The organism is Streptomyces sp. CA-142005, assembly GCF_050942335.1.
Lineage (GTDB): Bacteria > Actinomycetota > Actinomycetes > Streptomycetales > Streptomycetaceae > Streptomyces.
Map to the genome: position 1 here is coordinate 4,845,306 of NZ_CP192078.1, position 21,089 is coordinate 4,866,394.

The 21,089-nt window shown below is 70.2% G+C and carries 19 protein-coding genes and 1 pseudogene; 10 read left to right on the plus strand and 10 right to left on the minus strand.

The window, feature by feature from the left end:
• Nucleotides 1-40: 40 nt before the first annotated feature.
• Genes ACQPXS_RS22720 through ACQPXS_RS22730 form a run of 3 tightly spaced genes read right to left on the minus strand, consistent with a single transcriptional unit; the run spans nucleotide 41 to nucleotide 1,692 of the window.
• Entirely contained in the window at nucleotides 41-388 is a 348-nt protein-coding gene (locus ACQPXS_RS22720) for an ANTAR domain-containing protein (RefSeq protein ID WP_433455904.1), read from the minus strand.
• Nucleotides 389-409: 21 nt separating this feature from the next.
• On the minus strand, nucleotides 410-790 hold the full coding sequence (locus ACQPXS_RS22725) for a hypothetical protein (protein ID WP_433451130.1): 381 nt from the start codon (nucleotides 788-790) through the stop codon (nucleotides 410-412).
• Nucleotides 790-1,692 carry a GAF and ANTAR domain-containing protein gene (locus ACQPXS_RS22730; protein ID WP_433451131.1) on the minus strand — a complete coding sequence of 301 codons (903 nt, stop codon included), beginning with the start codon at nucleotides 1,690-1,692 and terminating at the stop codon, nucleotides 790-792. Before ACQPXS_RS22730 ends, ACQPXS_RS22725 begins: the two co-directional genes overlap by 1 nt.
• Before the next feature lie 270 nt (nucleotides 1,693-1,962).
• On the opposite strand from ACQPXS_RS22730, the gene ACQPXS_RS22735 reads away from it, so the two are divergent.
• The 3 genes and pseudogenes from ACQPXS_RS22735 to ACQPXS_RS22745 all read left to right on the plus strand — a co-directional run.
• The gene (locus ACQPXS_RS22735) at nucleotides 1,963-2,595 is read left to right on the plus strand and encodes a LuxR C-terminal-related transcriptional regulator (RefSeq protein ID WP_433451132.1); all 633 of its coding nucleotides are present in this window, start codon (nucleotides 1,963-1,965) and stop codon (nucleotides 2,593-2,595) included.
• 99 nt (nucleotides 2,596-2,694) lie between these two features.
• On the plus strand, nucleotides 2,695-3,261 hold the full coding sequence (locus tag ACQPXS_RS22740) for a hypothetical protein (protein WP_433451133.1): 567 nt from the start codon (nucleotides 2,695-2,697) through the stop codon (nucleotides 3,259-3,261).
• Between the two features lie 250 nt (nucleotides 3,262-3,511).
• Nucleotides 3,512-3,691 (plus strand): annotated as a pseudogene (locus ACQPXS_RS22745) (transposase); the annotation flags it as partial.
• Nucleotides 3,692-3,794: 103 nt separating this feature from the next.
• Here ACQPXS_RS22745 and ACQPXS_RS22750 read toward each other — a convergent pair.
• Nucleotides 3,795-4,001, minus strand: a complete 207-nt coding sequence (locus ACQPXS_RS22750) for a hypothetical protein (protein WP_365334379.1) — start codon at nucleotides 3,999-4,001, stop codon at nucleotides 3,795-3,797.
• Nucleotides 4,002-4,265: 264 nt separating this feature from the next.
• Nucleotides 4,266-4,541 carry a hypothetical protein gene (locus tag ACQPXS_RS22755; RefSeq protein ID WP_362084487.1) on the minus strand — a complete coding sequence of 92 codons (276 nt, stop codon included), beginning with the start codon at nucleotides 4,539-4,541 and terminating at the stop codon, nucleotides 4,266-4,268.
• 863 nt (nucleotides 4,542-5,404) lie between these two features.
• Here ACQPXS_RS22755 and ACQPXS_RS22760 point away from each other — a divergent pair.
• Together ACQPXS_RS22760 and ACQPXS_RS22765 are read left to right on the plus strand one after the other, a co-directional pair.
• Nucleotides 5,405-6,877, plus strand: a complete 1,473-nt coding sequence (locus tag ACQPXS_RS22760) for a sialidase family protein (protein ID WP_433451134.1) — start codon at nucleotides 5,405-5,407, stop codon at nucleotides 6,875-6,877.
• A gap of 186 nt (nucleotides 6,878-7,063) precedes the next feature.
• A complete protein-coding gene (locus ACQPXS_RS22765) occupies nucleotides 7,064-7,273 on the plus strand; it encodes a hypothetical protein (RefSeq protein ID WP_433451135.1) in 210 nt (69 codons plus the stop codon).
• Here ACQPXS_RS22765 and ACQPXS_RS22770 read toward each other — a convergent pair.
• On the minus strand, nucleotides 7,179-7,751 hold the full coding sequence (locus ACQPXS_RS22770; RefSeq protein WP_433451136.1) for a DUF4265 domain-containing protein: 573 nt from the start codon (nucleotides 7,749-7,751) through the stop codon (nucleotides 7,179-7,181). The two genes, ACQPXS_RS22765 and ACQPXS_RS22770, sit on opposite strands and share 95 nt — an antisense overlap.
• Nucleotides 7,752-7,978: 227 nt before the next feature.
• Between ACQPXS_RS22770 and ACQPXS_RS22775 the strand changes: the two genes are divergently transcribed.
• Both ACQPXS_RS22775 and ACQPXS_RS22780 read left to right on the plus strand, forming a co-directional pair.
• Nucleotides 7,979-9,985, plus strand: a complete 2,007-nt coding sequence (locus tag ACQPXS_RS22775; RefSeq protein WP_433451137.1) for a YncE family protein — start codon at nucleotides 7,979-7,981, stop codon at nucleotides 9,983-9,985.
• A 674-nt stretch (nucleotides 9,986-10,659) separates the two neighbouring features.
• Nucleotides 10,660-14,508 (plus strand): S8 family peptidase, encoded by a 3,849-nt coding sequence (locus ACQPXS_RS22780; protein WP_433451138.1) that lies wholly within the window; start codon nucleotides 10,660-10,662, stop codon nucleotides 14,506-14,508.
• 880 nt (nucleotides 14,509-15,388) lie between these two features.
• Here the strand turns inward: ACQPXS_RS22780 and ACQPXS_RS22785 are convergent.
• Nucleotides 15,389-16,150: a phosphoglyceromutase gene (locus tag ACQPXS_RS22785; RefSeq protein WP_433451139.1), complete on the minus strand. Its 762-nt coding sequence runs from the start codon at nucleotides 16,148-16,150 to the stop codon at nucleotides 15,389-15,391.
• A gap of 155 nt (nucleotides 16,151-16,305) precedes the next feature.
• On the opposite strand from ACQPXS_RS22785, the gene ACQPXS_RS22790 reads away from it, so the two are divergent.
• Nucleotides 16,306-17,559, plus strand: coding sequence for an MDR family MFS transporter (locus ACQPXS_RS22790; protein ID WP_433451140.1), 1,254 nt, complete (start codon nucleotides 16,306-16,308; stop codon nucleotides 17,557-17,559).
• Nucleotides 17,560-17,672: 113 nt separating this feature from the next.
• Here the strand turns inward: ACQPXS_RS22790 and ACQPXS_RS22795 are convergent, their stop codons facing one another.
• Nucleotides 17,673-17,891 carry a hypothetical protein gene (locus tag ACQPXS_RS22795; protein ID WP_433451141.1) on the minus strand — a complete coding sequence of 73 codons (219 nt, stop codon included), beginning with the start codon at nucleotides 17,889-17,891 and terminating at the stop codon, nucleotides 17,673-17,675.
• Between the two features lie 571 nt (nucleotides 17,892-18,462).
• On the opposite strand from ACQPXS_RS22795, the gene ACQPXS_RS22800 reads away from it, so the two are divergent.
• Nucleotides 18,463-18,936 (plus strand): carboxymuconolactone decarboxylase family protein, encoded by a 474-nt coding sequence (locus tag ACQPXS_RS22800; RefSeq protein WP_433451142.1) that lies wholly within the window; start codon nucleotides 18,463-18,465, stop codon nucleotides 18,934-18,936.
• A gap of 15 nt (nucleotides 18,937-18,951) precedes the next feature.
• On the opposite strand, the gene ACQPXS_RS22805 is transcribed toward ACQPXS_RS22800, so the two are convergent.
• Nucleotides 18,952-19,428 carry a DUF2000 domain-containing protein gene (locus ACQPXS_RS22805; protein WP_356303653.1) on the minus strand — a complete coding sequence of 159 codons (477 nt, stop codon included), beginning with the start codon at nucleotides 19,426-19,428 and terminating at the stop codon, nucleotides 18,952-18,954.
• Here ACQPXS_RS22805 and ACQPXS_RS22810 point away from each other — a divergent pair.
• Entirely contained in the window at nucleotides 19,427-20,239 is an 813-nt protein-coding gene (locus ACQPXS_RS22810; protein ID WP_433451143.1) for an AraC family transcriptional regulator, read from the plus strand. The two genes, ACQPXS_RS22805 and ACQPXS_RS22810, sit on opposite strands and share 2 nt — an antisense overlap.
• On the opposite strand, the gene ACQPXS_RS22815 is transcribed toward ACQPXS_RS22810, so the two are convergent.
• Nucleotides 20,240-21,043, minus strand: a complete 804-nt coding sequence (locus ACQPXS_RS22815; RefSeq protein WP_433451144.1) for a hypothetical protein — start codon at nucleotides 21,041-21,043, stop codon at nucleotides 20,240-20,242.
• Between the last annotated feature and the right edge of the window lie 46 nt (nucleotides 21,044-21,089).

The window sequence follows — 21,089 nt, forward strand, 5'->3', positions numbered from 1 at the left end:
CCCCATTTCAGCGTAAGCCGCCCGGGCCTGGGCGGCAGCCTCAGGTCTCCGTCTCCGGCTCTGCCGCGGCGGCGAGGACGGCGTCCGGGGGGAGGGCCCGCTGGACCAGGGCGCGCGCCGTGTCCACCAGGCGGCGGCGGTGGCCGTCGGCGTAGCCGCGCAGGGCCCCGCGGGCGTCGGCCAGGGAGAGTTCACCGGCCTCGGCGAGCATCCCGGTGGCCATGTCGACGGTGGCCTTGGCGGCGAGGGCGGCCTGGACGCGGTTGCTGACGTCGGTCGGGCGCAGCCGCTCCGGGCGCCAGTTGACCAGCGCGACGGCCGTGACGTCGGCGAGCGCCTGGGAGAGCTCCAGATCCAGCGGAGGCAGCCCGCCCGGCCGGCGCAGCAGGAGGTTGACGGCGCCGACGGTCTACCGGCGGACGCGCAGGGGCAGCGCGTGCAGGGAGTGGTACCCGCACCGTACGGCGAAGGGGGCGACCTGCGGCCAGCGGTCGCCGCTGTGCTCCAGGTCCGACACGTCGATACGGCGGCCCTCGCGGAAGCTCTCCAGGCAGGGACCCTCGTCGGCCTGGAGCTGGAAGAACTCCAGCGCCTCCGCGTCCACCTCGGTGACCGCCAGGGTGCGCAGGTCACCGCGGCCGGAGACGACCATGATGCCGACCGCGTCGGCTCCGGTGATGTCGACGCAGTTGCGTGCCAGGCGCTCGACGAGCACCACCGGGTCGATGTCGTCGGCCAGGGAGTCGGCCAGCCCGACGAGCGCCTCGGCGAGCTGTTGTTCACGGCCCATCACCGTTCACCGTCCCTTCCGTCTGCCTCGTCCCCGCCGTCGCGTCCGTCCTCGCCGGCGTACTCCCTGCGGTCACCGCCGTCGTCCGCCTCCTTGCGGAAACGGAACTTGCGGGACAGGACCTCGCGGGACAGCTGGCTGACCGTGCGGCCCTCGGCGTACGCGCGGGCGCGCAGCCGGTCCAGGGCCTGCTCGGGGTCCAGTCCCAGCTGCACCATCACCATGCCGACCGCCTGGTAGACCTCGGTGTGGTCGGCCTCGGAGGCCGCCACCCAGGACGCTACCTCGTCCTCTCTGTCTTCCTCGGCGCTGTCGTGCCCGGCCACCTGGAGGCTCATCAGCGCGTAGGTGACCGCGTCGCCCACCCACAGCGCGGTCCGCATGTCCTGTTCGGTGAGCCCGCCGGCGCTCTCGCTGTACAGGTCGAGGGTGCCGATCGCGGCACCGCTGACACCGAGCGGCAACGAGAAGACCGCGCGGACACCGAGGGCCACCGCCTCGTGCGCGAAGATCGGCCAGCGGCGGGCGTCGGGGCCGTCGGTGAGGTCGGCCGCGACGACGGGGGCGCCCTGGTCGAGGGCGGTCTGGCAGGGCCCGTCCCCCACGGTGTACTGCAGCTCGGCGAGCCGGGCGGCGACCCGGTCGCTGGCGCACCAGGTGACGCGCACGCCCTTCCCGCCGGAGATCGACACCGAGGAACCGCTGACGGGCAGCAGCCGTACGCACGCCTGGCACAGCGCGCCCGGTACCGCCTGCGGGTCGCCGGTGCCCCTCGCGGCGGCGGCCAGCGTCTCACTGACCCGCAGCCGTGCCCGTCCGTCCGGCGGCACACCGCCACCGGCCGGCTGCTCCCACCGCTCGGGCGCCATGTCCTCACCCCCGTCGCGGCGCGCCGTCAGCACACATGATCCACCAGTATCCCGTCCGCCACCCCCGGACCGACTGCTCCACCCTCCGGGTTCCCACCTTGAGCGGACCCACGTGGGGCTGTTCTCCGGGAAGGCGGCAATCCGGCCCCCGGCGTGGCCCCCGGCCCCGGAGGCCTCCGGTTGGGTCAGTCCGGCGGGCGGGGACGGTCCCGGCCCGGGATGCTGGGATGACCGTGGCCTGCCACCGGGCTGCCCAGCCCAGCGGCGTCGCCGGTGGCCGGCCCCCTATCCACGGGGACCTGGATGAGCCGAGAACCGACATGTGTGGCGGTCGTCTCCGACTGCCCGCTCCTTCTGTACGGCCTGATCCGCGTCGTCGACAGCGCGCCGGAACTGCAGCGGCTGCGCGGGGCGGGCGACAACGGCACACCGCCGCACGAGGTCGGCGAGGCGGAGGTGGTCCTGCTCAATCTGAGCGGCTCCGTCCGGGAGACCTGCGACCTGGTGGTCCGGCTGCACGAAAGGGGCCGCCGGGTGGTCGTGCTGTCGGCCGCCGCGACGCAGACCGACCTCGTGCTGCTCATCGAGGCCGGGGCCCGGGGCTATGTGAGTCAGTGGGCGGGTGAGGAGGAGCTGCTGGCCGCGCTGCGCACCGTCGCCTCGGGCCGCAGCTATTTCTCGACCAGCTTTTTCGGTGACCGCGACGTGCACAAGAACCCACCCCGTATCACCGAGCGGGAGTGGCAGATCCTGCGACTCGTCGCGAATGGAGCCACCGACCGGGAAATCGCCGCCGAATTGAATATCAGCGAGCACACCGTCCATTCCCATCTGGACCGGCTGTGCAGCAAGACCGGTTACCGCCGCCGGGCCGATCTCACCCGGCTCGCGCTGAAGCGCGGAATGGCGGCCACGGAGCCCGCCGAGGAGGGGTAGTTCTCCCCACACCGCCTGGGTGGTTCTGCCTCTGGTTCTTCCGCGGCACGACAGAGATCCTCGATCAGGTCCGTGTGAAACTCAACCAGGGTTGGGAAAATGGACGACAAACTCAGGAAGATCTGTGTCGCGGTGACGGCCTCCTCCTGTCTGGCGGCCGGCGCCTGGGGCATTTCGGCAACGGACGCCGGCGCGACGTCGAAGTCGACGAAGGCGACCGCTCTCGCACCCACCGCCAAGGTCATCAAGTGCTACCGCACGCACAAGGACCCGAAGAAGATCCACTGCTACCAGGTCAAGAAGCGGCACGAGCGCCACAACGGCCGCGACGTCATCGTCATCATCCTGGTGCAGGTTCCCACACCGAAGAATCCCCCGACCGTCATCGTCGTACCGTCGCTGCCGAACCCGACCACGACGTCGCCGGCGCCGACCACGACCTCGCCGAGTCCGTCGTCGAGTTCCCCCACGACGGGTTCGGCCACGCCGTCCACCGGCCCTAGTCCCGGTGGGCCGGCCACCAGCGCACCGAGCAGCGAGTCACCGAGCGGCGGCTCCTCGGAGACAGGAGCGCCCAGCGCGGCAGAGACCGGAGGCACGGACACCGGTGCGCCCAGCGCACCGGAAACCGGAGGCGCGGAAACCGAGGCGCCGAGCGGCAGCTGACCACCCCGGAACCCTGCCCGGACCCGAGCACAGCGCGCGGGCCCGGGCAGCGGCGTACGCGGACCCGCGGCAAGGGCGGCGGCACCTCGGCCTTCACCCCAAAGCGCGTTCGGGGCGACCCGCTTTCACCGCGATTCCCGCTGTTCACGACGGGGCCGGCCTCGGTGTAGTGGCTCAGCCCCTTTCGCTCGGCTCACTCGGCGTTGTCGGCTCGTCGGCCGCGCCGTACAGGTGGGTGCGGAAATGGAAACGAGTCCTGACGTCGATGCCAGGCGGTCGGCGTCAGGACCGGAGCCCAGATCCTGATCGAGGTCGGCGACGGCAGCACCTTCCCGACCGCCGGCCATAGCCCTCCGGACGAGGGAACAAGCAGCTCAAACGGGCTTTCCTCTCCTCCGCGTTCGCCGCTCCGGGCGACGCGGTGTCGAGACGGGCGCGGGCGATCCACCCAACGGTGGACCGGGAGCCGTCACCCCATACCCACCGCGTCGGGCGCACCGGCCGGACTGGTCACCCAGCCCTGCGCCGACCGGTCAAGTGATCGCCTGCGTGGTCCCGTCAGGCAGCGCGCAGACCTCCCCGGCGTAGGGGCGTGCAACGATCTGTCCGCCGGCGGCCGTGCAGTCGTCTCTGGAGATGTTCGGAGACGAGGCGGCCCCGGCGCTGACAGCGCCGACGGCGCTCACGCCGGCAAGGGTCGCCGCGGCCAGGGCGATGCCCAGGATTCTGCGCATACGCATGACTTCCTCCTCCTCTCAGGCGCCTTCGTTCGGCCTCCGGGAAGGACAAGTCGCAAGACGACGGCGCCCTCTTACTCAGCATGGGCGCTCCGCATGAGGCCCGCGAGGCAAGGCCGGGCACCGCGCCCGGGCGGCGACTGCCCGGCCCGGAGAGGCATGACGTCACCGACCTCGACCGGCCGCATCGGTACGCCGCGTGCGCGTCGGCAGGAGCGGGGCGACGCCGATGTCCGGTACCGGTGGGTGCCTGCCGCGCGTGGTCCTCTAACGCGGTTCGTGGGCAGCCGCCCGGCAGGCAGCGGTCGCGGCACCGCCCGCCACTCCGGCCCCGGTCAGCCCGGTCACACAACCCTGCAGGTCTCCGACCACGCCACGACTGCAGGCCGCTGTGACGGAGTCGGAAGCGGTGGCACCGGCCAGTTCGGCCATCTGTGTGCAGGCGGGGATGTCCGCCCGGACCGCGGGAGCGGCGAGGACCGCACCGCCGAGGGTGAGGGTGAGGCCGGTGAGGGCACCGGCGATACGGGTCGACGTGCGCATGGGAAGCACCTGCCTTCCGGGTTGGTCGCGCGGTCCTGGTCCCGGCGGGCCGGATCCACGCGGTAAGGCCGCCCGGCGACGCTCGACGGGTGGTGCCCCGGCCGCCGGGCTCACATCGAGCCGCACCGGGACATGGTCGCCAGGCCGAAGAAGAGGGCCCCGAATCCGGATGAGACACACACGGACCTCCACTCGCGGGCCCCTCACTCCAGCGTCGCACCCTCTCCCCCGCCCGTCCTGGGCACCCCGGGGGTGCCCCCGAATACGCCGTTGTGGAGGGCGGTGTTCTGTTCGCGGGGCGAAGGCGGGACGATTCGGCTCCTTCTCGAAGCCGGTGCCGACACCGACCGGGACAACGTTCATGGCGTGAGCCCGAGGGCGCTGGCGGGGCGGATTGCCAACTATGACGTGGCTGTTCACCTTCCGGCTGGGGACGGCACTTCCTCCTGGACGCCGTCTGCCGTGGCTCGTAATGGGCCCGGGAGACCGCCGTACTTGCCTCGACCGGCGTCATACAGTGACCGACGAGGTCGTTCGGATTTCCCAGCTGTATTGATCCCGGGCGTGGTTGACACTCGGCAGTCGCGAACAGGCGCAGAAATCCAGCAAGTCATCCCGCTCCACCCACCCGTCTGAGCCAAGGCCGATCCCGTCGGCATCACCAACCGGCACGGTGCACCGCCGGTCGGCTCCGCCGTGCTCCTCGACGACCCCGGGGATGACTCCGTCGTTCGGCCCATCAAGGGCACCGGATGCCACACCGAAAAGGATCAAGCGGAGTCGCCCCACCCTCGCGTTCCAGTACGCCTCCGCGCCCCGGCCGCCTCCCGTACGCCGGCCGCCAGGCCCGGAGGAGATCCCGCATGCGCGTCGTCCTGCCCCTGACCGCCGTCACCACCGCCGCGCTCCTGCTCGTCACGGTCACCGGCACGACTCCCGCCGCGGCAGACCGGAACCCCGACGGCACACCACTGGTCAGGGTGTCCCAGGGCGACCCGTACGCGCAGTGCACCATCGGCGCGAGGTCCCCCGACAGCGTCGTCTACCCGGGCACCGAGGTCGAGCCGTACCTGTCCGTCGATCCGCGCGACCCGAAGCGCGTGGTCACCGTGTTCCAGCAGGACCGCTGGAACGACGGCGGCGCCCGTGGCCTGGTGGCCGGCTGGACCAGGGACGGCCGCACCTTCCACCGGAGCACGTTGCCGTTCAGCCTGTGCGCCCCCGGCGGCGCGGACTACGAACGGGCCACCGACCCCTGGGTGAGCACCGGACCGGACGGCACGGTCTACGCCGGCGGGGAGGGCGTCGACTTCACGAAGAGCACGCGCAGCGCCCTCCTGGCAGTCACATCCCGTGATGGCGGCCGCACTTGGCAGAACCTCACCACCACGCACGTCGACGAGCAGCCGTTCTTCAACGACAAGCCCACACTCACCGCCGACCCGATCCGCAAGGGCACCGCCTACCAGGTCTGGAACCGCCTCGACAACGACCCACCCGGCCCCAGCTCCCTCGACGGTCCCGGCTACATCTCCCTCACCCGCGACGGCGGCCGCACCTGGAGCAAGGCCCGGCCGTTCGTCGACACCAGCACCGTGCCCAACACCCAGACCATCGGTCATCAGATCGTCGTCGACCGGCGCACCGGCACCCTGTACGACTTCTTCGACCGGATCACCTACTCCGACGACCTGAGCACCGTCGTCGAGGCCCGCTACGAGGTGGTCACCTCGACCGACGCCGGAGAGACCTGGAGCGCCCCGGTCACCGTGGCCCGGGACACCTCCGTACCGGAGGTCGACCCGAACGACCCCGGCAAACTGCTGCGCGACGGGACCACCGTGCCGAGCCCGGCCGTCGACCCCAGGACGGGCACGCTGTACATGGCCTACGAGGGCTCGGACTTCTCCGGCGGCAGGTTCGACTCCGTCCAGCTCGTGCGGTCCACCGACGGCGGACGCACCTGGGGGACCCCGGAGCTGATCAGCCCCAAGGGCGTTCCGGCCTTCTCACCGTCGATCGCGGTCGCCGAGCGGGGCACGGTCGCGCTCACTTACTACGACCTGCGCTTCCTCAGGCCCGGCAACACCACCACCCTGCCCACCGCCTACCAACTGGCCACGCTGCGGCACGGAAACCCGAAGCTGCGGACCGAACGACGGATCTCGCGGGTCTTCGACTGGCTGCAGGCACCGTTCGCCGGGGGCTTCTTCCTCGGCGACTACCAAGGCCTGGTGGCGGACGGCAAGGGAGTACGGGCGGTGCTCACCGAGACCCACTCCGGCGCACCGCAGAACCGTACGGACGTGTACACCAGCGCTCTCCGCACCCGCTGACCGACGCGGACGACCACGTTGGGCGGGGTGGTCTCGTCGTTCCAGGGCCTGTCCGACGGGTCGCGCCACCGACCCCGCACCCCACCGCACTGTCACCCGAATGGCTCAACATGACGTGCCACCCACATGGGTGAAGATCAAGCTGGCTAGTGCCCCAACCGAGGCAATCCGTGAAAGGGAAACCAAATGCGCATTCGACGAATCCTCGCCGCCGTCATCGCTACGGCAGCCCTCGCCGGACTCGGCCTCACAGGCGCCGCCGCCGCCACCGCCGCCACCGCACAGGGTGCCCCATCCTACGTCACCCCTTCTCAGTGCAAGCAGGGCGGCGGAACGGCCGATCTGACGGACAACCTCTGCAAGGGCGGTACGCACGACGGGGAGCGGATCGACTGAACCCCACAAGGCGCCCCGCAGCCACGCGCCGCGGGGCGCTCCCGCGCGAGCGTAGCCGGGAGAGAGTCGCAGACGGCACGGAACATGCCTCCCACCCCTCTTCCATGTCCCACCACTCCTCGGCTACGCCGTGGTTGAGCAACCTTTGCACCTTGGCGAGATCAGCGGTGGGCGGGACGTCCAGGGCCACCATGCCGAACCGCTCTATGCCCTCGCCGTCGACGCCAAGTTGCTGAAACGCGTTGATCACGCTTTGCCGCGCAGCTCGTCGGCCCATCGCACGCCTTCCTCGTCGGGCTCCGTGACCACGACGTCGCCGCAGGCGATGCCTCGGATGAACCAGGGGGATGTTGTCGAGCTGCACGGTGCCGTCACCCTGATCGATCGCCCGCAAGCTCTCCACCGAGGCCGGAGGCCAGTCGTCCTCTATCTCAAGCCGGAAGTGCACCTTGACGTACGGGCCGCCGGGATTCGTCATGCTGCCAGGATGCACGCGTCAAACAGGCCGCCTGGAGGGGGCCTCTTTCGATGGCGACCTCTTCGTCTCCATACCGAGTGCGCGCCTGCCATAGAGGGTGCTCGGCTCCTGGCGGCATCCAGTGGCACCTGCGGAGACTTGCGCAGGTGTGCCGTACAACCCTGAAGGGGCTCCAGGGGTCTTGTGGGCAGTCTTGTCTTCCTAGTGGGGGTTGCATCACTGTGCGTGTGCGCAGTATTTCGGCCGTTACAGCGCTCGCGGTCACTCTCAGTTCTGTCGCCCTGATCGGGGCGGCCGCGGGCGCTGCTGTCGCCGACAGCAGCGCCGCGCTGCCCATCACGTCCAGCGGCGACATCATCGTGGACGGCGTTCACCGGCGCGTCTTCATCAGTGACCCGTCGGGAGGCAAGGTCGTTGCCACCGACTACAACGGCACCGTCATCGGGACGATCACTTCGCTGCCGCAGGCTGACGGCCTGGAGCTTTCCGCCGACTCGGCAACGCTCTACGTTGCCGTGCCGGGAACTGATGAGATCGTGGCCATCGACACGGCGACGGTCACCGAGGCTGGGCGGTACGCGACGGGTGACGGCACAGATCCGCAGCACCTAGCGCTCGCGGGCGGCAAACTTTGGTTTGGCTATGGCAGCGTCGGTCACGGCAACATCGGCTCTCTCGACCTGTCCGGCGGGCAGACGCAGGTTTCGCTCGCCCAGGAGGCCGACGGAACGTGGAAGGACGCTCCCCTGCTGGACTCGGTACCCGGCGCTCCCGACACCCTGGCGGCCGGCTCGCGCCAGTACTACTTCACCCTCGGCATCTATGACGTGTCGTCCGGCACGGCCGGCCGGACCGCCTTCCTCGGCGGGCAGGACGCCGCCATCGGCAACACCGCGGAGGACCTGGCGCTCACCCCGGACGGCACAGAGCTCGTGGTGGCCACCACAGCAGGCGACTTCCAGCAGGTCTTCCGGACCTCAGACCTGTCAGAGACCATCAGATATCCGAGTAGCTACTGGGAACAACGGTCGGTGGATGTCGCGCCGGACGGCCTCGTCGCGGGGGGCACCGACACTTACGCCTCCTTCGACCGCCCCCATGTGTCCATCTACAAGCCGGGCAGCACGACCCCGAGGCGGACCGCCAACTTCACCGACTACCAGAATGGAGTCGCCCAAGAGACCCTGCTCGACCACGGCGACCTCGCTTTCGCGCCCGACAGCAGCCGGCTCTTCGCGGTCACACACAGCCTCAACAGCAAGTACCGTCTGCGCGTCGTCACCGACCCCGGCAAGGCCGTCACCACCGTCACGGTGAACGCCCCGGCGACGGCCGACCGTGCCAAGTCGCTGACCGTCTCCGGCAAGGTCACGAACACGCTCGGGCTGCCCGCGGGGACCACCGTCGCGGTCACCCGGACGGACCTGGAGTCCCCGAACGGCAAGGCGCTCCCGGCCGCGACGGTGAAGGCGGACGGGACCTTCTCCTTCACCGACACCCCGCCCGCGGGCGGCAAGGTCGCGTACAAGGTCTCGTATGCCGGCGACGCCGATCGCACGACTGCCTCCGCCTCCGACACGGTCGAGGTCTCCCGGAACTCCACGACCCTGACAGTGAACAAGAACGGCAACGTCTACGACTACGCCAGCAACGTGACGTTCACCGCCCACCTCGGCACGACGTACAAGAACCGGACGCTCTCGCTCTACGCGGACACTGCGGGCGACGGCAAGGGCAAGTACCTGGTCAAGACCGGCACGGTCAACAGCGAGGGCAACCTGTCGGTCACCTTGACCCTGAAGCGCGACACCACGGTGAGCGCGTCCTTCTCCGGCGACGCGCGGACCGCCCCGAGGACGGCCACGAGCTGGGTGGGCGCGAAGGTCAAGGTGTCGCTGGGCCTGAGCCGCTACTACAAGACGGCCACGGTCAACGGGTACACCAAGTACTACTTCCGGAAGACGACCAATCCGCTCCTCACGACCACGATGACGGCCTACCCCGGCCGCTCGCAGAGGCTGCAGTTCCAGATCTACTCCGACGGCGCCTGGCGCTCGGCGGGGTCCCAGTACTTCAAGCTCGACTCCACGGGCAAGTCGGTGGTGGAACTGGGCGGCACGCACCAGACCGGTTACTCGATGCGCGTGCGGTCGTCCTACATCAACGACTCCTCGGGCGACACCGTGAACTCGACCACGCACGGCTCCTGGAAGTACTTCACCTTCACCAGCTGAGGCCGCCCCCAGGCCCGGCGCATCCGATGACGCACCGGGCCTTGGGATACATCTCCTCAGGGGATGCGATAGAGCCGAGTGGCGGTCGGGCTGGATCGGATGTCCGAGGGCAGCGCAACGCGACGGCTGACCAGCCGGACGAGGGGGCATCGGGCGCGAGGCTAAAGCTGTGGAGCCGACCACCGCTTTAGGAGTTCGATCCCCGGTTTCCGCACGGGCACTGGGTTCCGTCCGGGTAGTACCTGGGGCTCGTCGCCGACGCCCATGGCGGCGGGGCTGGTCCCAGCCTCGGTGAGGCTCAGCGAGGCTGGTGGCGGGGTCGGTGGTGGCGGTGCCGGCGATGTTGGTTGAAGACCGGCAGAGACGAACCAGTCCCCTGTTCCAACACCCGGCCCGCAAACCGACTTCGGACGCCGGTCCTCGGTCGCTCTGACATTGGCGCCCTTGCTGCATCAAGCATTCTCGGCAAGTGACACACCGTCACCAAGCGGGATGGAGTAATCCGTCATGGCAATCCCCGTCGCGCTGACAGCGTGGCGGCGGCGCGCGGGCGGCGGGTGTCGCAGTTGGGGCATGTCGCAGTTGCGACACCTGAGGCCAGTGACAGGTTGAGCTGCATCAACGGATGCTTTCGGACAGCTTGCGCCCCCCGCTGTACGAGAGGTGTCTCACTGATGTCAAGAATCCGCCTAACGGCGGCACTATCGACTGGAGTGGTATTGGTCGCCGGAGTTGTGCCGGTCGCATTCGCGGCGCAGACGGCAGCTACCGGGACCGCCGCTCATCCCGCCGCTGTACCGGGGGCTCGCTCCGTGACCGTCCGGCTGGTGACCGGTGACCGGGTGACCGTGACGACGCTGCCCGGCGGACGGCACACCGCGTCGGTGCAGCCTGGACCCGGGCGCGAACACATCCCCTTCCAGACGCTGGAGGGGGACGACAAGCAGTTGACCGTGATGCCGTTCGACGCCGAGGCGCTGGTGTCGGCAGGCACCCTGGACCGGCAGCTGTTCAATGTGACGGCGCTTATCTCCCAGGGCTACGACGAGGCACACACCTCCGCGCTGCCGCTGATCGTCTCCTCACGGCCGGAGCCGTCACGGGCCGGGGCCAGGGTCACCGCACAGGCGGCGAAGACAGCCGCGGCGACGGCCGACCGCCTGGTGGCGCTCAACGCGTCGGCGACGCCCTCCCGTGACCTGCAGAGCATCCACGCGCGGTCGGTGCGGGTCGCCGACCACGACCTGGGGAAGTTCTGGAAGACGCTGAACCCCGGCGGAACGCCGGACGCCGCCCGCGCCACGGTCACCCCGCGCATCTCGCTGGACGGCAAGGTGAAGGCTCTGCTGGACCGCAGCACCGCACAGATCAACGCCCCCACCGCCTGGAAGGCCGGCTACGAAGGCCAGGGCGTCAAGGTGGCCGTGCTGGACACCGGTGTCGACGCCAGTCACCCCGACCTCGTCGGCCGCATCGCGGAGGCCAAGGACTTCTCCGGCAGTGGGAACACCGGCGACCACTTCGGCCACGGTACGCACGTCGCCTCGATCGTCGGCGGCAGCGGGGCCGCCTCCGACGGCACCCGACGCGGTGTCGCGCCCAAGGCCGACCTGCTGATCGGCAAGGTGCTGGACGACAACGGCTACGGCGACGAGTCGGGCATCATCGACGGCATGGAGTGGGCGACCGCCGAGCACGCCAAGGTCGTCAACATGAGCCTCGGGGCGGACGAGCAGACCGACGGCACCGACCCGCTCAGCCAGGCCGTCGACAACCTGACCGCCTCCACCGGCACGCTCTTCGTGATCGCGGCGGGCAACTCGGGCCCAGGCCAGTCCACCGTCGGTACGCCCGGCGCAGCCGATGCCGCGCTGACCGTGGGCGCCGTCGACCGCGACGACTCTCTGGCCCCCTTCTCCAGCCGCGGCCCGCGCTTCGGCGACGACGCGGTCAAGCCCGACGTGACCGCCCCCGGCGTGGGCATCGTCGCCGCCCGCGCGGCCGGCACCACCCTGGGCGACCCGATCGACGCCAACTACGTCGCGCTGTCCGGTACCTCCATGGCCACCCCGCACGTCGCCGGCGCCGCCGCGCTGCTGGCCCAGCAGCACCCGGACTGGGACGCCCAGCAGCTCAAGGACGCCCTGATCAGCACCGCGCACACGGTGCCCGGCACCAAGGTGACCGAGCAGGGCGGCGGCCGCATCGACGTGGCCGCGGCCATGGGCCCGGTGACGGCCACCGGCTCCGTCACCCTCGCCCCGCTGACCACCGGTGGCACGCAGGGGCCGCAGCAGGCGGCCACCCTCCGCTACACCAACACCGGCGATCACCCGCTCACCCTCTCCCTGGCCGTCAACCTGGCCACCGAGACCGGGAAGGCAATCCCCGACGGGGTGGTCAGCCCCGACTCCAGCACCGTGCAACTGGCTCCGGGTGCCACCGTCGACGTACCGCTGCACATCGACGCGGCCCACGCCGTCCGCGGCAAGTTCTACGGATACATCACCGCGAAGTCCGCCGACGGCACCGTGCTCGCCCACACCACCGTCTCTCTCGTGGTGCACGCCCCCCAGCACCGGCTGACCGTGGTCTACCGCGACCGCGACGGCAAGATCGTGCCCGGCTCACTGCCGACCATCTGGGGCCCCGACGGGTTCGTGAACTACACGGACCGCGACGCGGGAGTCGCCGTCGTGGAAGAGGGCACGTACAACATCAACTCCGGTTTCTACGACCGGACCGATGACGGCGAAGAGGCGGGCCAGATCGTCGACCCCGAGGTGAAGGTCACCAAGGACATGACGGTGACGCTGAATGCCGCCGACGTCACCGAGGTGAAGATCCGCACGCCTCGCCCCGCCGAGCAGCACGGCGTCCTCAGCACCATGTTCTACCGCCGGATCGACGGTCACGGCCTGCTCCAGGGCGCCCTGTTCTTCGACACCGTCAAGCGGCTCTATGTCAGCCCCACCGCTGCGGTCACCGACGGTGCCTTCGAGTTCTCCTCGCGCTGGCAGATGACGGCCCCGCAGCTGCGGGCCAAGGTCTCGGGCAGCTCACAGCAGTTCGCGCCGTACTACCAGGTGACCTCCCCGGTCTTCGGGGACCAGGGCGCGCGGCTGACCGCTGCTGCCGCCGGCCTGGCGGCGGCGCCCGACTTCCGCGGGGCGCGCGGCAAGCTGGCCGTCGTACGGGACGACAACTCCGCCTGGTACGACCGACGGGCCCTCGCGCAGTCCGCGGCGGACGCGGGAGCCAAGGCGCTGCTGCTGGTGCAGCCCGAGGGATTCTCCGACTGGACCCGGTGGCAGCCGAATGGTGACCGGATGGCCCTGCCCACCATGCAGACCTCCTGGAAGAACGGGACGGCTCTGCTGGAGCGCATGGCGAAGGGCGACACGACGGTGGAGTTCTCCGGCACCGTCCGCAGCCCGTACCTGTACGACGTGATGCAGGTTTCGAAGGGCTCCATCCCCAAGCAGGTGGTCTACACCGTCTCGGATCGGAACAGCGCGGAGGTCCGCAGTACGTACACCCGCACTGGTGCCTCGTCCTGGGCGAGCGAGCAGCGTTTCGGATGGCGGCCGTTCGAGGACACCGCGTGGAACCAGTACAGCCGCTATGTTCCGGTGGGACAGGAACGCGTCGAGTACGTAAGCGCCGGGGACACGCTGTGGCAGCACGTCGTGCACCACAACGTCATCGACAACGTCGACTTCCCGCTGCAGGCCGGCATGCACGACGCCCCGCACACCTACCAGCCCGGCCAGAGCGCCACGGAGCGGTGGTTCGGAGCAGTGGTCCGCCCGTCGATCCCGCGCGGTAAGGGCCTGTCATCGGTGCGCAACGGCGACACCCTGTCGGTGTACGTTCCGGAATTCAACGACTCCGGCGCCGGCCACTGGTCGTTCGCGGAGAGCGACCCCTTCGGCGGAATCGGCGGCGGCGTCGGCACGGCTTCCGTCAACGACACGGCCGAGGCGGTGCTGTACCGGAACGGGGAGCAGATCGCCACGTCCGACAACGGTGCGTGGGGCAACTTCGAGGTGCCCGCGGGCAACGCCGAATACCGGCTCGACCTGACCACCGCCCGCGTCTCGGACGACTGGCACTTCGGCACCCGCACCAACACCTCGTGGACGTTCCACTCGGACACCGCGGCCGACGAGACCCTGCTGCCGCTGCTCCAGCTCGACTACGACGTACCGGTCGACGCACAGAACGCGGTCGGCGCGGCGCGTACGCACGCCCTCGGCCTGACCATCCGCATGCAGGACGGCATGGCAGCCCCCCGCGGGGTGACGCTGAAGGTCGAAGCGTCGTACGACGACGGGAAGAGCTGGAGCACCGCGCGCACGGCGCGGCACGGCGGTGACGGGCAGTTCACCGCCACTGTGGAGCGGCCGTCGGGCGTACACGGCGACGCGTACGTGACGCTGCGGCTCACCGCCACGGACGCCGACGGCAACAGCGTCCAGCAGACCGTGAACCGCGCCTACCTGCACCACGGGACCGCGTGAGCCGCCGGGAACGCTGACGCGGGCTGATCCGGCTGAACCACGGCGGGTGCCAAGGGCCTGTGGGCCCTTGGCACCCGCCGTGCCATCTGCGGCCTTGGGCTTCTGCTTTTGCGAGCGAGCCCGGGTCCAGATTTGCCCCGAGGGGCCTTTCTGATACTCCGATGCAGGTCAGACCTGGTGCCCCCGGCAGGATTTCGACACCCGCTTCAGGAGAGAGGATCTGTGGCACGAGGCGATCCCGTCGCGTGGTCCTTGCTCCACTCGTTGATCTCCCCGGTCCGGGGGCGGGATTCTGACCCCAACGGACTGGAGGGAGACGTAGCGTGGCGGTCCCATGGGGACTCCTGATATCCACCGCCGGAGGCATTGCCGCCACCGTGGTCGGTGTCATCGCGGGTGGCGTCGTGGGGCGCCGCAGCCAGAACCCCCAGTGGCTCCAGGAGTCGCGGACCGCCGCCTGTGAGAAGTTCCTCCAAGCGTTCGGCGCTGTAGAGATGGAGCTTCGCGAGGCGTTCGTCGACAGACGCGCACCCGCCGTCGTCTGGGGGCCGTTCAATGCCGCGCTACGACGTGCCGACAACGGTTTGCCTGCAAAATCGGCTGTCAGCGGCCGGCCAACTCGGCAGCTGGCCACTCTTCCTCCTGGTCATGTGGCTACGCGAGTGGCTGCCCATGCTCCTTCGGAGATCAGCGCATGGGCCTGCTCCGAGGACTGGGCGAGCATGACGTATGCGGTCGGCGGAGTGACTTTGGCCGGGAGCTGCTCTGGCGCGAGTGATCATGGCCCCGTAAGCGTGGTCGTGCGCAGACACGGCCCCAGCACACAGAAGAGCCCCCTCCTGACAGCAAAAGCGCAGGTAGGGGGCTTCTTCGGTCTGGGTTACTTCTTCTTGCCCTGGTTCTTGACCGCCTCGATCGCCGCCGCGGCCGCCTCGGGGTCGAGGTACCTGCCGCCGGGGGTGAGCGGCTTGAAGTCGGCGTCGAGTTCGTAGACGAGGGGGATGCCCGTCGGGATGTTCAGGCCCGCGATGTCGGCGTCGGAGATGCCGTCCAGGTGCTTGACCAGGGCGCGCAGCGAGTTGCCGTGGGCCGCGACCAGGACCGTGCGGCCGGTCAGGAGGTCGGGGACGATGTCGTCGAACCAGTACGGAAGCATCCGGTGGACGACGTCCTTCAGGCACTCCGTCCTGGGGCGCAGCTCCGGCGGCAGCGTGGCGTAGCGCGGGTCGTCGAACTGGGAGAACTCCGAGTCGTCCGCGAGCGGCGGCGGCGGGGTGTCGTAGGAGCGGCGCCAGAGCATGAACTGCTCCTCGCCGAACTCGGCCAGCGTGGCCGCCTTGTCCTTGCCCTGGAGGGCGCCGTAGTGGCGCTCGTTCAGGCGCCAGCTGCGGTGGACCGGGATCCAGTGGCGGTCCGCGGCCTCGAGGGCCAGCTGGGCCGTGCGGATCGCGCGCTTCTGCAGGGACGTGTGGACCACGTCGGGGAGAAGGTCGGCGTCCTTCAGGAGCTCGCCACCGCGGACTGCCTCCTTCTCGCCCTTCTCGTTGAGGTTGACGTCCACCCAGCCGGTGAACAGGTTCTTCGCGTTCCACTCGCTCTCGCCGTGGCGGAGGAGGATCAGCTTGTACGGTGCGTCGGCCATGGGAAAGAGCGTAATCCACGGGTTCGCGCCGCCGCCCGGGCCGGTCAGTGGGTGGACGGTTGACGGCATCTGTTAATCGAGTGGCCGCCGGCAGGCCCCGTATGTAAGTTGTGCTTATGGCGTGAGCCGCTTACCGATCCATGGGGGGTGTTGTCATGTCCGGCACCCGTCTCCGACGTGCCGCACGGGAGAGCGTCTCCGGGCTCCCCCGAGACTTCTGGTGGCTGTGGACCAGCACCCTCGTCAACCGGCTCGGCGCATTCGTGGCCACCTTCATGGCCCTCTACCTCACCCTCGAGCGCGGCTACTCCGCCTCGTACGCCGGTCTCGTCGCCTCGCTGCACGGGCTGGGCGGGGTCGTCTCCTCGCTGGGGGGCGGGGTCATGGCCGACCGGCTCGGCAGGCGGCCGACCCTCCTCATCGCCCAGTCGGCCACCGCCGCCTCCGTCGCCCTGCTCGGCTTCATGACGGACCCCGTCGCCATCGCCGCCGTCGCCTTCCTCGTCGGCATGGCCTCCAACGCCTCCCGGCCCGCCGTACAGGCGATGATGGCCGACATCGTCCGGCCCGAGGACCGGGTGCGGGCCTTCTCCCTCAACTACTGGGCCATCAACCTCGGCTTCGCCGTCTCCTCCGCGGCCGCCGGGTTCATCGCCGAGTTCAGCTATCTCGCCGGCTTCCTCATCGAGGCCGGGATGACCCTGGCCTGCGCGCTCGTCGTCTTCCTCAAGGTGCCCGAGTCCCGGCCGGCGGCACAGGTGAAGGAGAAGGACGGCGCCGTCAGCCTCGGAACCGTGCTGCGGGACGGGCGGTACATGGCCGTCGTCGGGCTGTGCTTCCTCGTCGCCCTCGTCTTCCAGCAGGGGTCCGTGGGGCTGCCGGTGGCCATGGGGCGGGCCGGGTTCTCGCCCGCCGACTACGGCCTCGCCATCGCCGTCAACGGTGTCCTGATCGTCGCCCTGCAGATCCCGGTCACCCGGTTCATCGAGCACCGCGACCCGCGCACCCTGCTGGTCGTCTCCTCGCTGCTCGCCGGTTACGGCTTCGGGCTCACCGCGTTCGCCGGCTCGGTCGGCGTCTTCATGGTCACCGTGTGCGTGTGGACCCTCGCCGAGATCGTCAACGCCCCGACCCAGACCGGACTCGTCGTACGGCTCTCTCCGGTGCACGGCCGCGGGCGCTACCAGGGCGTGTACACGCTGTCCTGGTCCGTCGCCGCGCTGGTCGCCCCGCTGATGTCCGGCACGGTCATCGACCGGCTGGGCGCGCAGTGGCTGTGGGGGATGTGCGCCGCGGTGGGCACGGTCGCCGGGCTGGGGTACGGGGTGCTCATGCGAGGGCTGCCGAAGGAGGGCCCGGCGGTGCCGGCCCCGAGGTCGGACGCCGAGCCGGAGGTCAGCGCCGCCTGAGGGACGGGATGCGCGGCAAGCACGGCCCTTGCACGACCCAGCCCCCTGCCGGGATGTTCTCCGCCGGCAGGGGGCTTGTGCGGCGATCGCGACGATCGGCTCTCCCGGAGGGATCAGAAGGCGAGGTTGACGCCGATCTGGTGCGGCTGGCTGAGGGCGCTGACGGCACCCGCAACCTGGCCCTGGACGGCGCCGAGCTGGGACAGCGCGTCGGCGGTGCTCAGGGTGGTGGAGTCGGCGGTGAGGCTGGCCTCGGGGGCCAGGCCACCGGAGACGGTGTCGAGCTCGGTGTCGGAGATCTCGGCGGTCTGGATCTGGTGAGCGGCGTTCATGATGAAACTGCCCTTCGCACGGATGGTTCACATGGTCCAAGGGGAAACGGCCCGCTGGGGACAGATGGTCGGGCCGCGACCGCAGGCGTGCGCCGTCCCTTTCAGGACACCTGGCGCGATCCCGGCGGTGCGAGCGATCAAACCACGGAGCCTGCCGGGCATCCAGTCAACCACCGCTCGCACCCGGCCAGTTGGCCACCCCGGATGACGGATCCGTGCGGGTACGGTCACGCGTTGGGGCCAGTTCCTCCACATGCCGCGCCGCTCAGACAGGGCACGGCCCTTGCCGTCGCCGCGCCGACCGGGACAACTCCCCACCAACCGAACCCGCCCGGCCCTCGGATGCGTACGCACTGTGCAGATTCCGTTCACGGACGAATCCGCGGCCCCGGGCGGTGAGCAGATCGCCCGGATCTCAGGACGAAGAGCGCGGTGGCGGGCACCCGGCCGAGCCCACCCCGACGATCCCGGTGACCCAGGTCACACTCAGCCCCGTCACATCTCCGCGGAGGGATCCGTCAGGGAGGTGGAGCCAACGAAAACCCGCTCGGAGACCACACGGGAGCACACCATGGACGCTCGTCTGAACATCTTCGCCAACCCTGTCACCGGCACGTTCTTCAAGTACCTCAACTCGGCGGGGAAGGTGGTCACGGACTCCCCCCTGCCGGCCGCGACGCAGGAGCTGGTGAAGATCCGGGCCAGCCAGATCAACGGGTGCGGGATGTGCCTCGACATGCACACCAAGGACGCGACCGCCGCCGGGGAGACCGCACAGCGGCTGAACCTGGTCGCGAGCTGGCGGGAGGCGACGGTGTTCAGCGAGGCCGAGCGGGCCGCGCTGGAGCTGGCGGAGCAGGGCACCCGTATCGCCGACGCCGCCGGAGGCGTCCCGGACGAGGTGTGGGCGAACGCCGCCGAGCACTACGACGAGGACCAGCTCGCCGCGCTCGTCACGCTGATCGCCCTGATCAACACCTACAACCGCATCAACGTCATCGTCCGGCAGCCCGCCGGCGACTACCAGCCCGGCATGTTCGGCTGACCCCGGCCGACGGCCTCAGGGGTGCATGCGCGCGCCCTTGAGGACCTTGTCCACTCCACCCCGTGGGCCGTACACCGCCAGCCCCACCAGGTCCAGCTCCGCCGTCGGCACGGCCCGCACCGCCGCGCGGTTGTCGCGGTCGTTGCCCGTGGCGAACAGGTCCGAGGTGAAGACGGCCCGGGGCAGGGCGCGGCTCAGCGCCCTGCCGTGGGCCGCCTTCAGGGTCTCCTTCGAGCCCTCGAAGACCAGCACCGGCTGGCGGAACATGGGCAGGTACGCCACGGCGTCCGCGTCCTCGTACGGCTCGCCGATCACCTCGGGGACCGTCGCGCCCAGGCCACTGACCAGGAACGCGGTGACGTTGAGCCGCTGCCAGGGCTCCAGGTCCTCGCGCAGCAGCACGGCGATCTTCGTGTCGAAACGGATGGGTTCAGCGCTCATGGAATGAGACTGCCGACCGCCGTACGGCGCCGTCTTGTACGTTCTTTGCATGGCCGCCCGGCAGAACGGCACCCGCCAGGAAGTCAGCGCGTGGCGCCCCCGCGTTCCGGGCGTCACCGAGGTCTTCCACGCCCGCTTCACCGAGTACGCCTACCCGATGCACGTCCACGACGCCTGGACGCTGCTCATCGTGGACGACGGCGCCGTACGGTACGACCTCGACCGGCACGAGCACGGCACCCCGCAGGACACCGTCACGCTGCTCCCGCCGCACGTGCCGCACAACGGCTCCCCGGCCACCCCGGACGGCTTCCGCAAGCGGGTCGTCTACCTCGACAGCAGCCGGCTCGGCGAGGATCTCATCGGGCGGGCCGTCGACACGCCCGATCTGCGGGATCCGGTGCTGCGGCGGCACGTCGGCCGGCTGCACTCCGCCCTCGCCCGGCCCGGCGACGAGCTGGAGGCCGAGAGCCGGCTGACCCTGGTCGGGGAGCGGCTGCGCGGTCTGCTGCGGCGGACGGACGCCCCTGCGCACCGTCCGGATCCGGTGCTCGCCCGTGCGCTTCGGGAGTTGCTCGACGCCCGGGTCGTGGAGGGGCTCCCGCTGGAGGAGGCCGCGCGGCTGCTGCACGCCCATCCCGCCCATCTGGTGCGGGCGTTCAGCGCGGCGTACGGCATCGCCCCGCACCAGTACCTGATGTCCCGCCGGGTCGGGCGGGCACGACGGCTGCTGCTGGACGGGCTGGCGCCGGGCGAGGTGGCCCCGGCCACCGGGTTCTACGACCAGGCCCATCTCACCCGGCACTTCAGGAAGCTGGTGGGCGTGACGCCGGGGCGCTACCGGGCCTGCGCCCGGTCATAGCTACCCGACGTCCACGTAGTCGCCCGCGGCGGTCGCGCCGCTCGTCGTGCTCGTCTCGCCGAACGTCCAGCGCCAGTAGCCGTCCGCGGCCGCGGTGACCGTGGTCTTCAGGTAGCCCGCGGAGTCCGCCGACACGATCTTGACCGTCGAGTAGGTGCTGGTGCCCGCCTTGCGGAACTGCAGCTTGGCCGCCTTGCCGCCGAAGCCGGTGTATGCGTGCTTCACCCAGTCGGCGCGGGTGATCCGGCCCGTCACGGTGAGCGTCCTGCCCTTCGCGACGGGCTCGGGCGAGGCGTTGACGGTGACCTGCGCCCTACGCTTGACCTGCACGGAGCCGAAGCCGGTCAGGTACTCCTCGCCCCTGGGCTGACCGTCCGAACCCCAGATGCGCGCGGAGACCGCGATCTTCCAGGTGGTGGCGTCGTTGTTCGAGTCCAGGGTGTAGCGAGGCTCGATGTACAGCTCGCCGTCGCAGTCGGCGGCGTGTGTGCCGTCCTCGTTGCAGTTGGTGTAGCCCATGTAGATGCCGCCGGAGTCCGCGCCCGCGGCGACCGTGGTGTCGTGGTAGAGGAACGGGAAGGCGTTCACGTCCTGCAGCTGGGGGCCGGACGGCCAGGACATGTGGTACGTGAAGCCGGGCCTCACCTCGGCGCTGGTGCCCACGATGACGGGCTTTCCCTTGTTCACGACCAGGTTCGACACCGTGATGCCGGTGTCCGCCGCCTCCGCGGACGGCGCGGCGAACGCCCCCAGGGCGAGCGCTCCCGCGAGCACGACCGCGGAGCCGGATCTGCCTGCGCGCATGCACAACCTCTTCGTTGGTGAGGGACCGGTAAGGCCCCGGTAAGGA

Bases quoted from the DNA above. Each gene is read 5' to 3' on its own strand.
- ACQPXS_RS22725 (WP_433451130.1), bottom strand. From the start codon at position 790: ATGGGCCGTGAACAACAGCTCGCCGAGGCGCTCGTCGGGCTGGCCGAC.
- ACQPXS_RS22755 (WP_362084487.1), bottom strand. From the start codon at position 4,541: ATGCGCACGTCGACCCGTATCGCCGGTGCCCTCACCGGCCTCACCCTC.
- ACQPXS_RS22740 (WP_433451133.1), top strand. From the start codon at position 2,695: ATGGACGACAAACTCAGGAAGATCTGTGTCGCGGTGACGGCCTCCTCC.
- ACQPXS_RS22815 (WP_433451144.1), bottom strand. From the start codon at position 21,043: ATGCGCGCAGGCAGATCCGGCTCCGCGGTCGTGCTCGCGGGAGCGCTC.
- ACQPXS_RS22800 (WP_433451142.1), top strand. From the start codon at position 18,463: ATGGACGCTCGTCTGAACATCTTCGCCAACCCTGTCACCGGCACGTTC.
- ACQPXS_RS22750 (WP_365334379.1), bottom strand. From the start codon at position 4,001: ATGCGTATGCGCAGAATCCTGGGCATCGCCCTGGCCGCGGCGACCCTT.
- ACQPXS_RS22790 (WP_433451140.1), top strand. From the start codon at position 16,306: ATGTCCGGCACCCGTCTCCGACGTGCCGCACGGGAGAGCGTCTCCGGG.
- ACQPXS_RS22760 (WP_433451134.1), top strand. From the start codon at position 5,405: ATGCGCGTCGTCCTGCCCCTGACCGCCGTCACCACCGCCGCGCTCCTG.
- ACQPXS_RS22805 (WP_356303653.1), bottom strand. From the start codon at position 19,428: ATGCAAAGAACGTACAAGACGGCGCCGTACGGCGGTCGGCAGTCTCAT.
- ACQPXS_RS22735 (WP_433451132.1), top strand. From the start codon at position 1,963: ATGAGCCGAGAACCGACATGTGTGGCGGTCGTCTCCGACTGCCCGCTC.
- ACQPXS_RS22780 (WP_433451138.1), top strand. From the start codon at position 10,660: ATGTCAAGAATCCGCCTAACGGCGGCACTATCGACTGGAGTGGTATTG.
- ACQPXS_RS22785 (WP_433451139.1), bottom strand. From the start codon at position 16,150: ATGGCCGACGCACCGTACAAGCTGATCCTCCTCCGCCACGGCGAGAGC.
- ACQPXS_RS22795 (WP_433451141.1), bottom strand. From the start codon at position 17,891: ATGAACGCCGCTCACCAGATCCAGACCGCCGAGATCTCCGACACCGAG.
- ACQPXS_RS22810 (WP_433451143.1), top strand. From the start codon at position 19,427: ATGGCCGCCCGGCAGAACGGCACCCGCCAGGAAGTCAGCGCGTGGCGC.
- ACQPXS_RS22765 (WP_433451135.1), top strand. From the start codon at position 7,064: ATGCGCATTCGACGAATCCTCGCCGCCGTCATCGCTACGGCAGCCCTC.
- ACQPXS_RS22770 (WP_433451136.1), bottom strand. From the start codon at position 7,751: ATGACGAATCCCGGCGGCCCGTACGTCAAGGTGCACTTCCGGCTTGAG.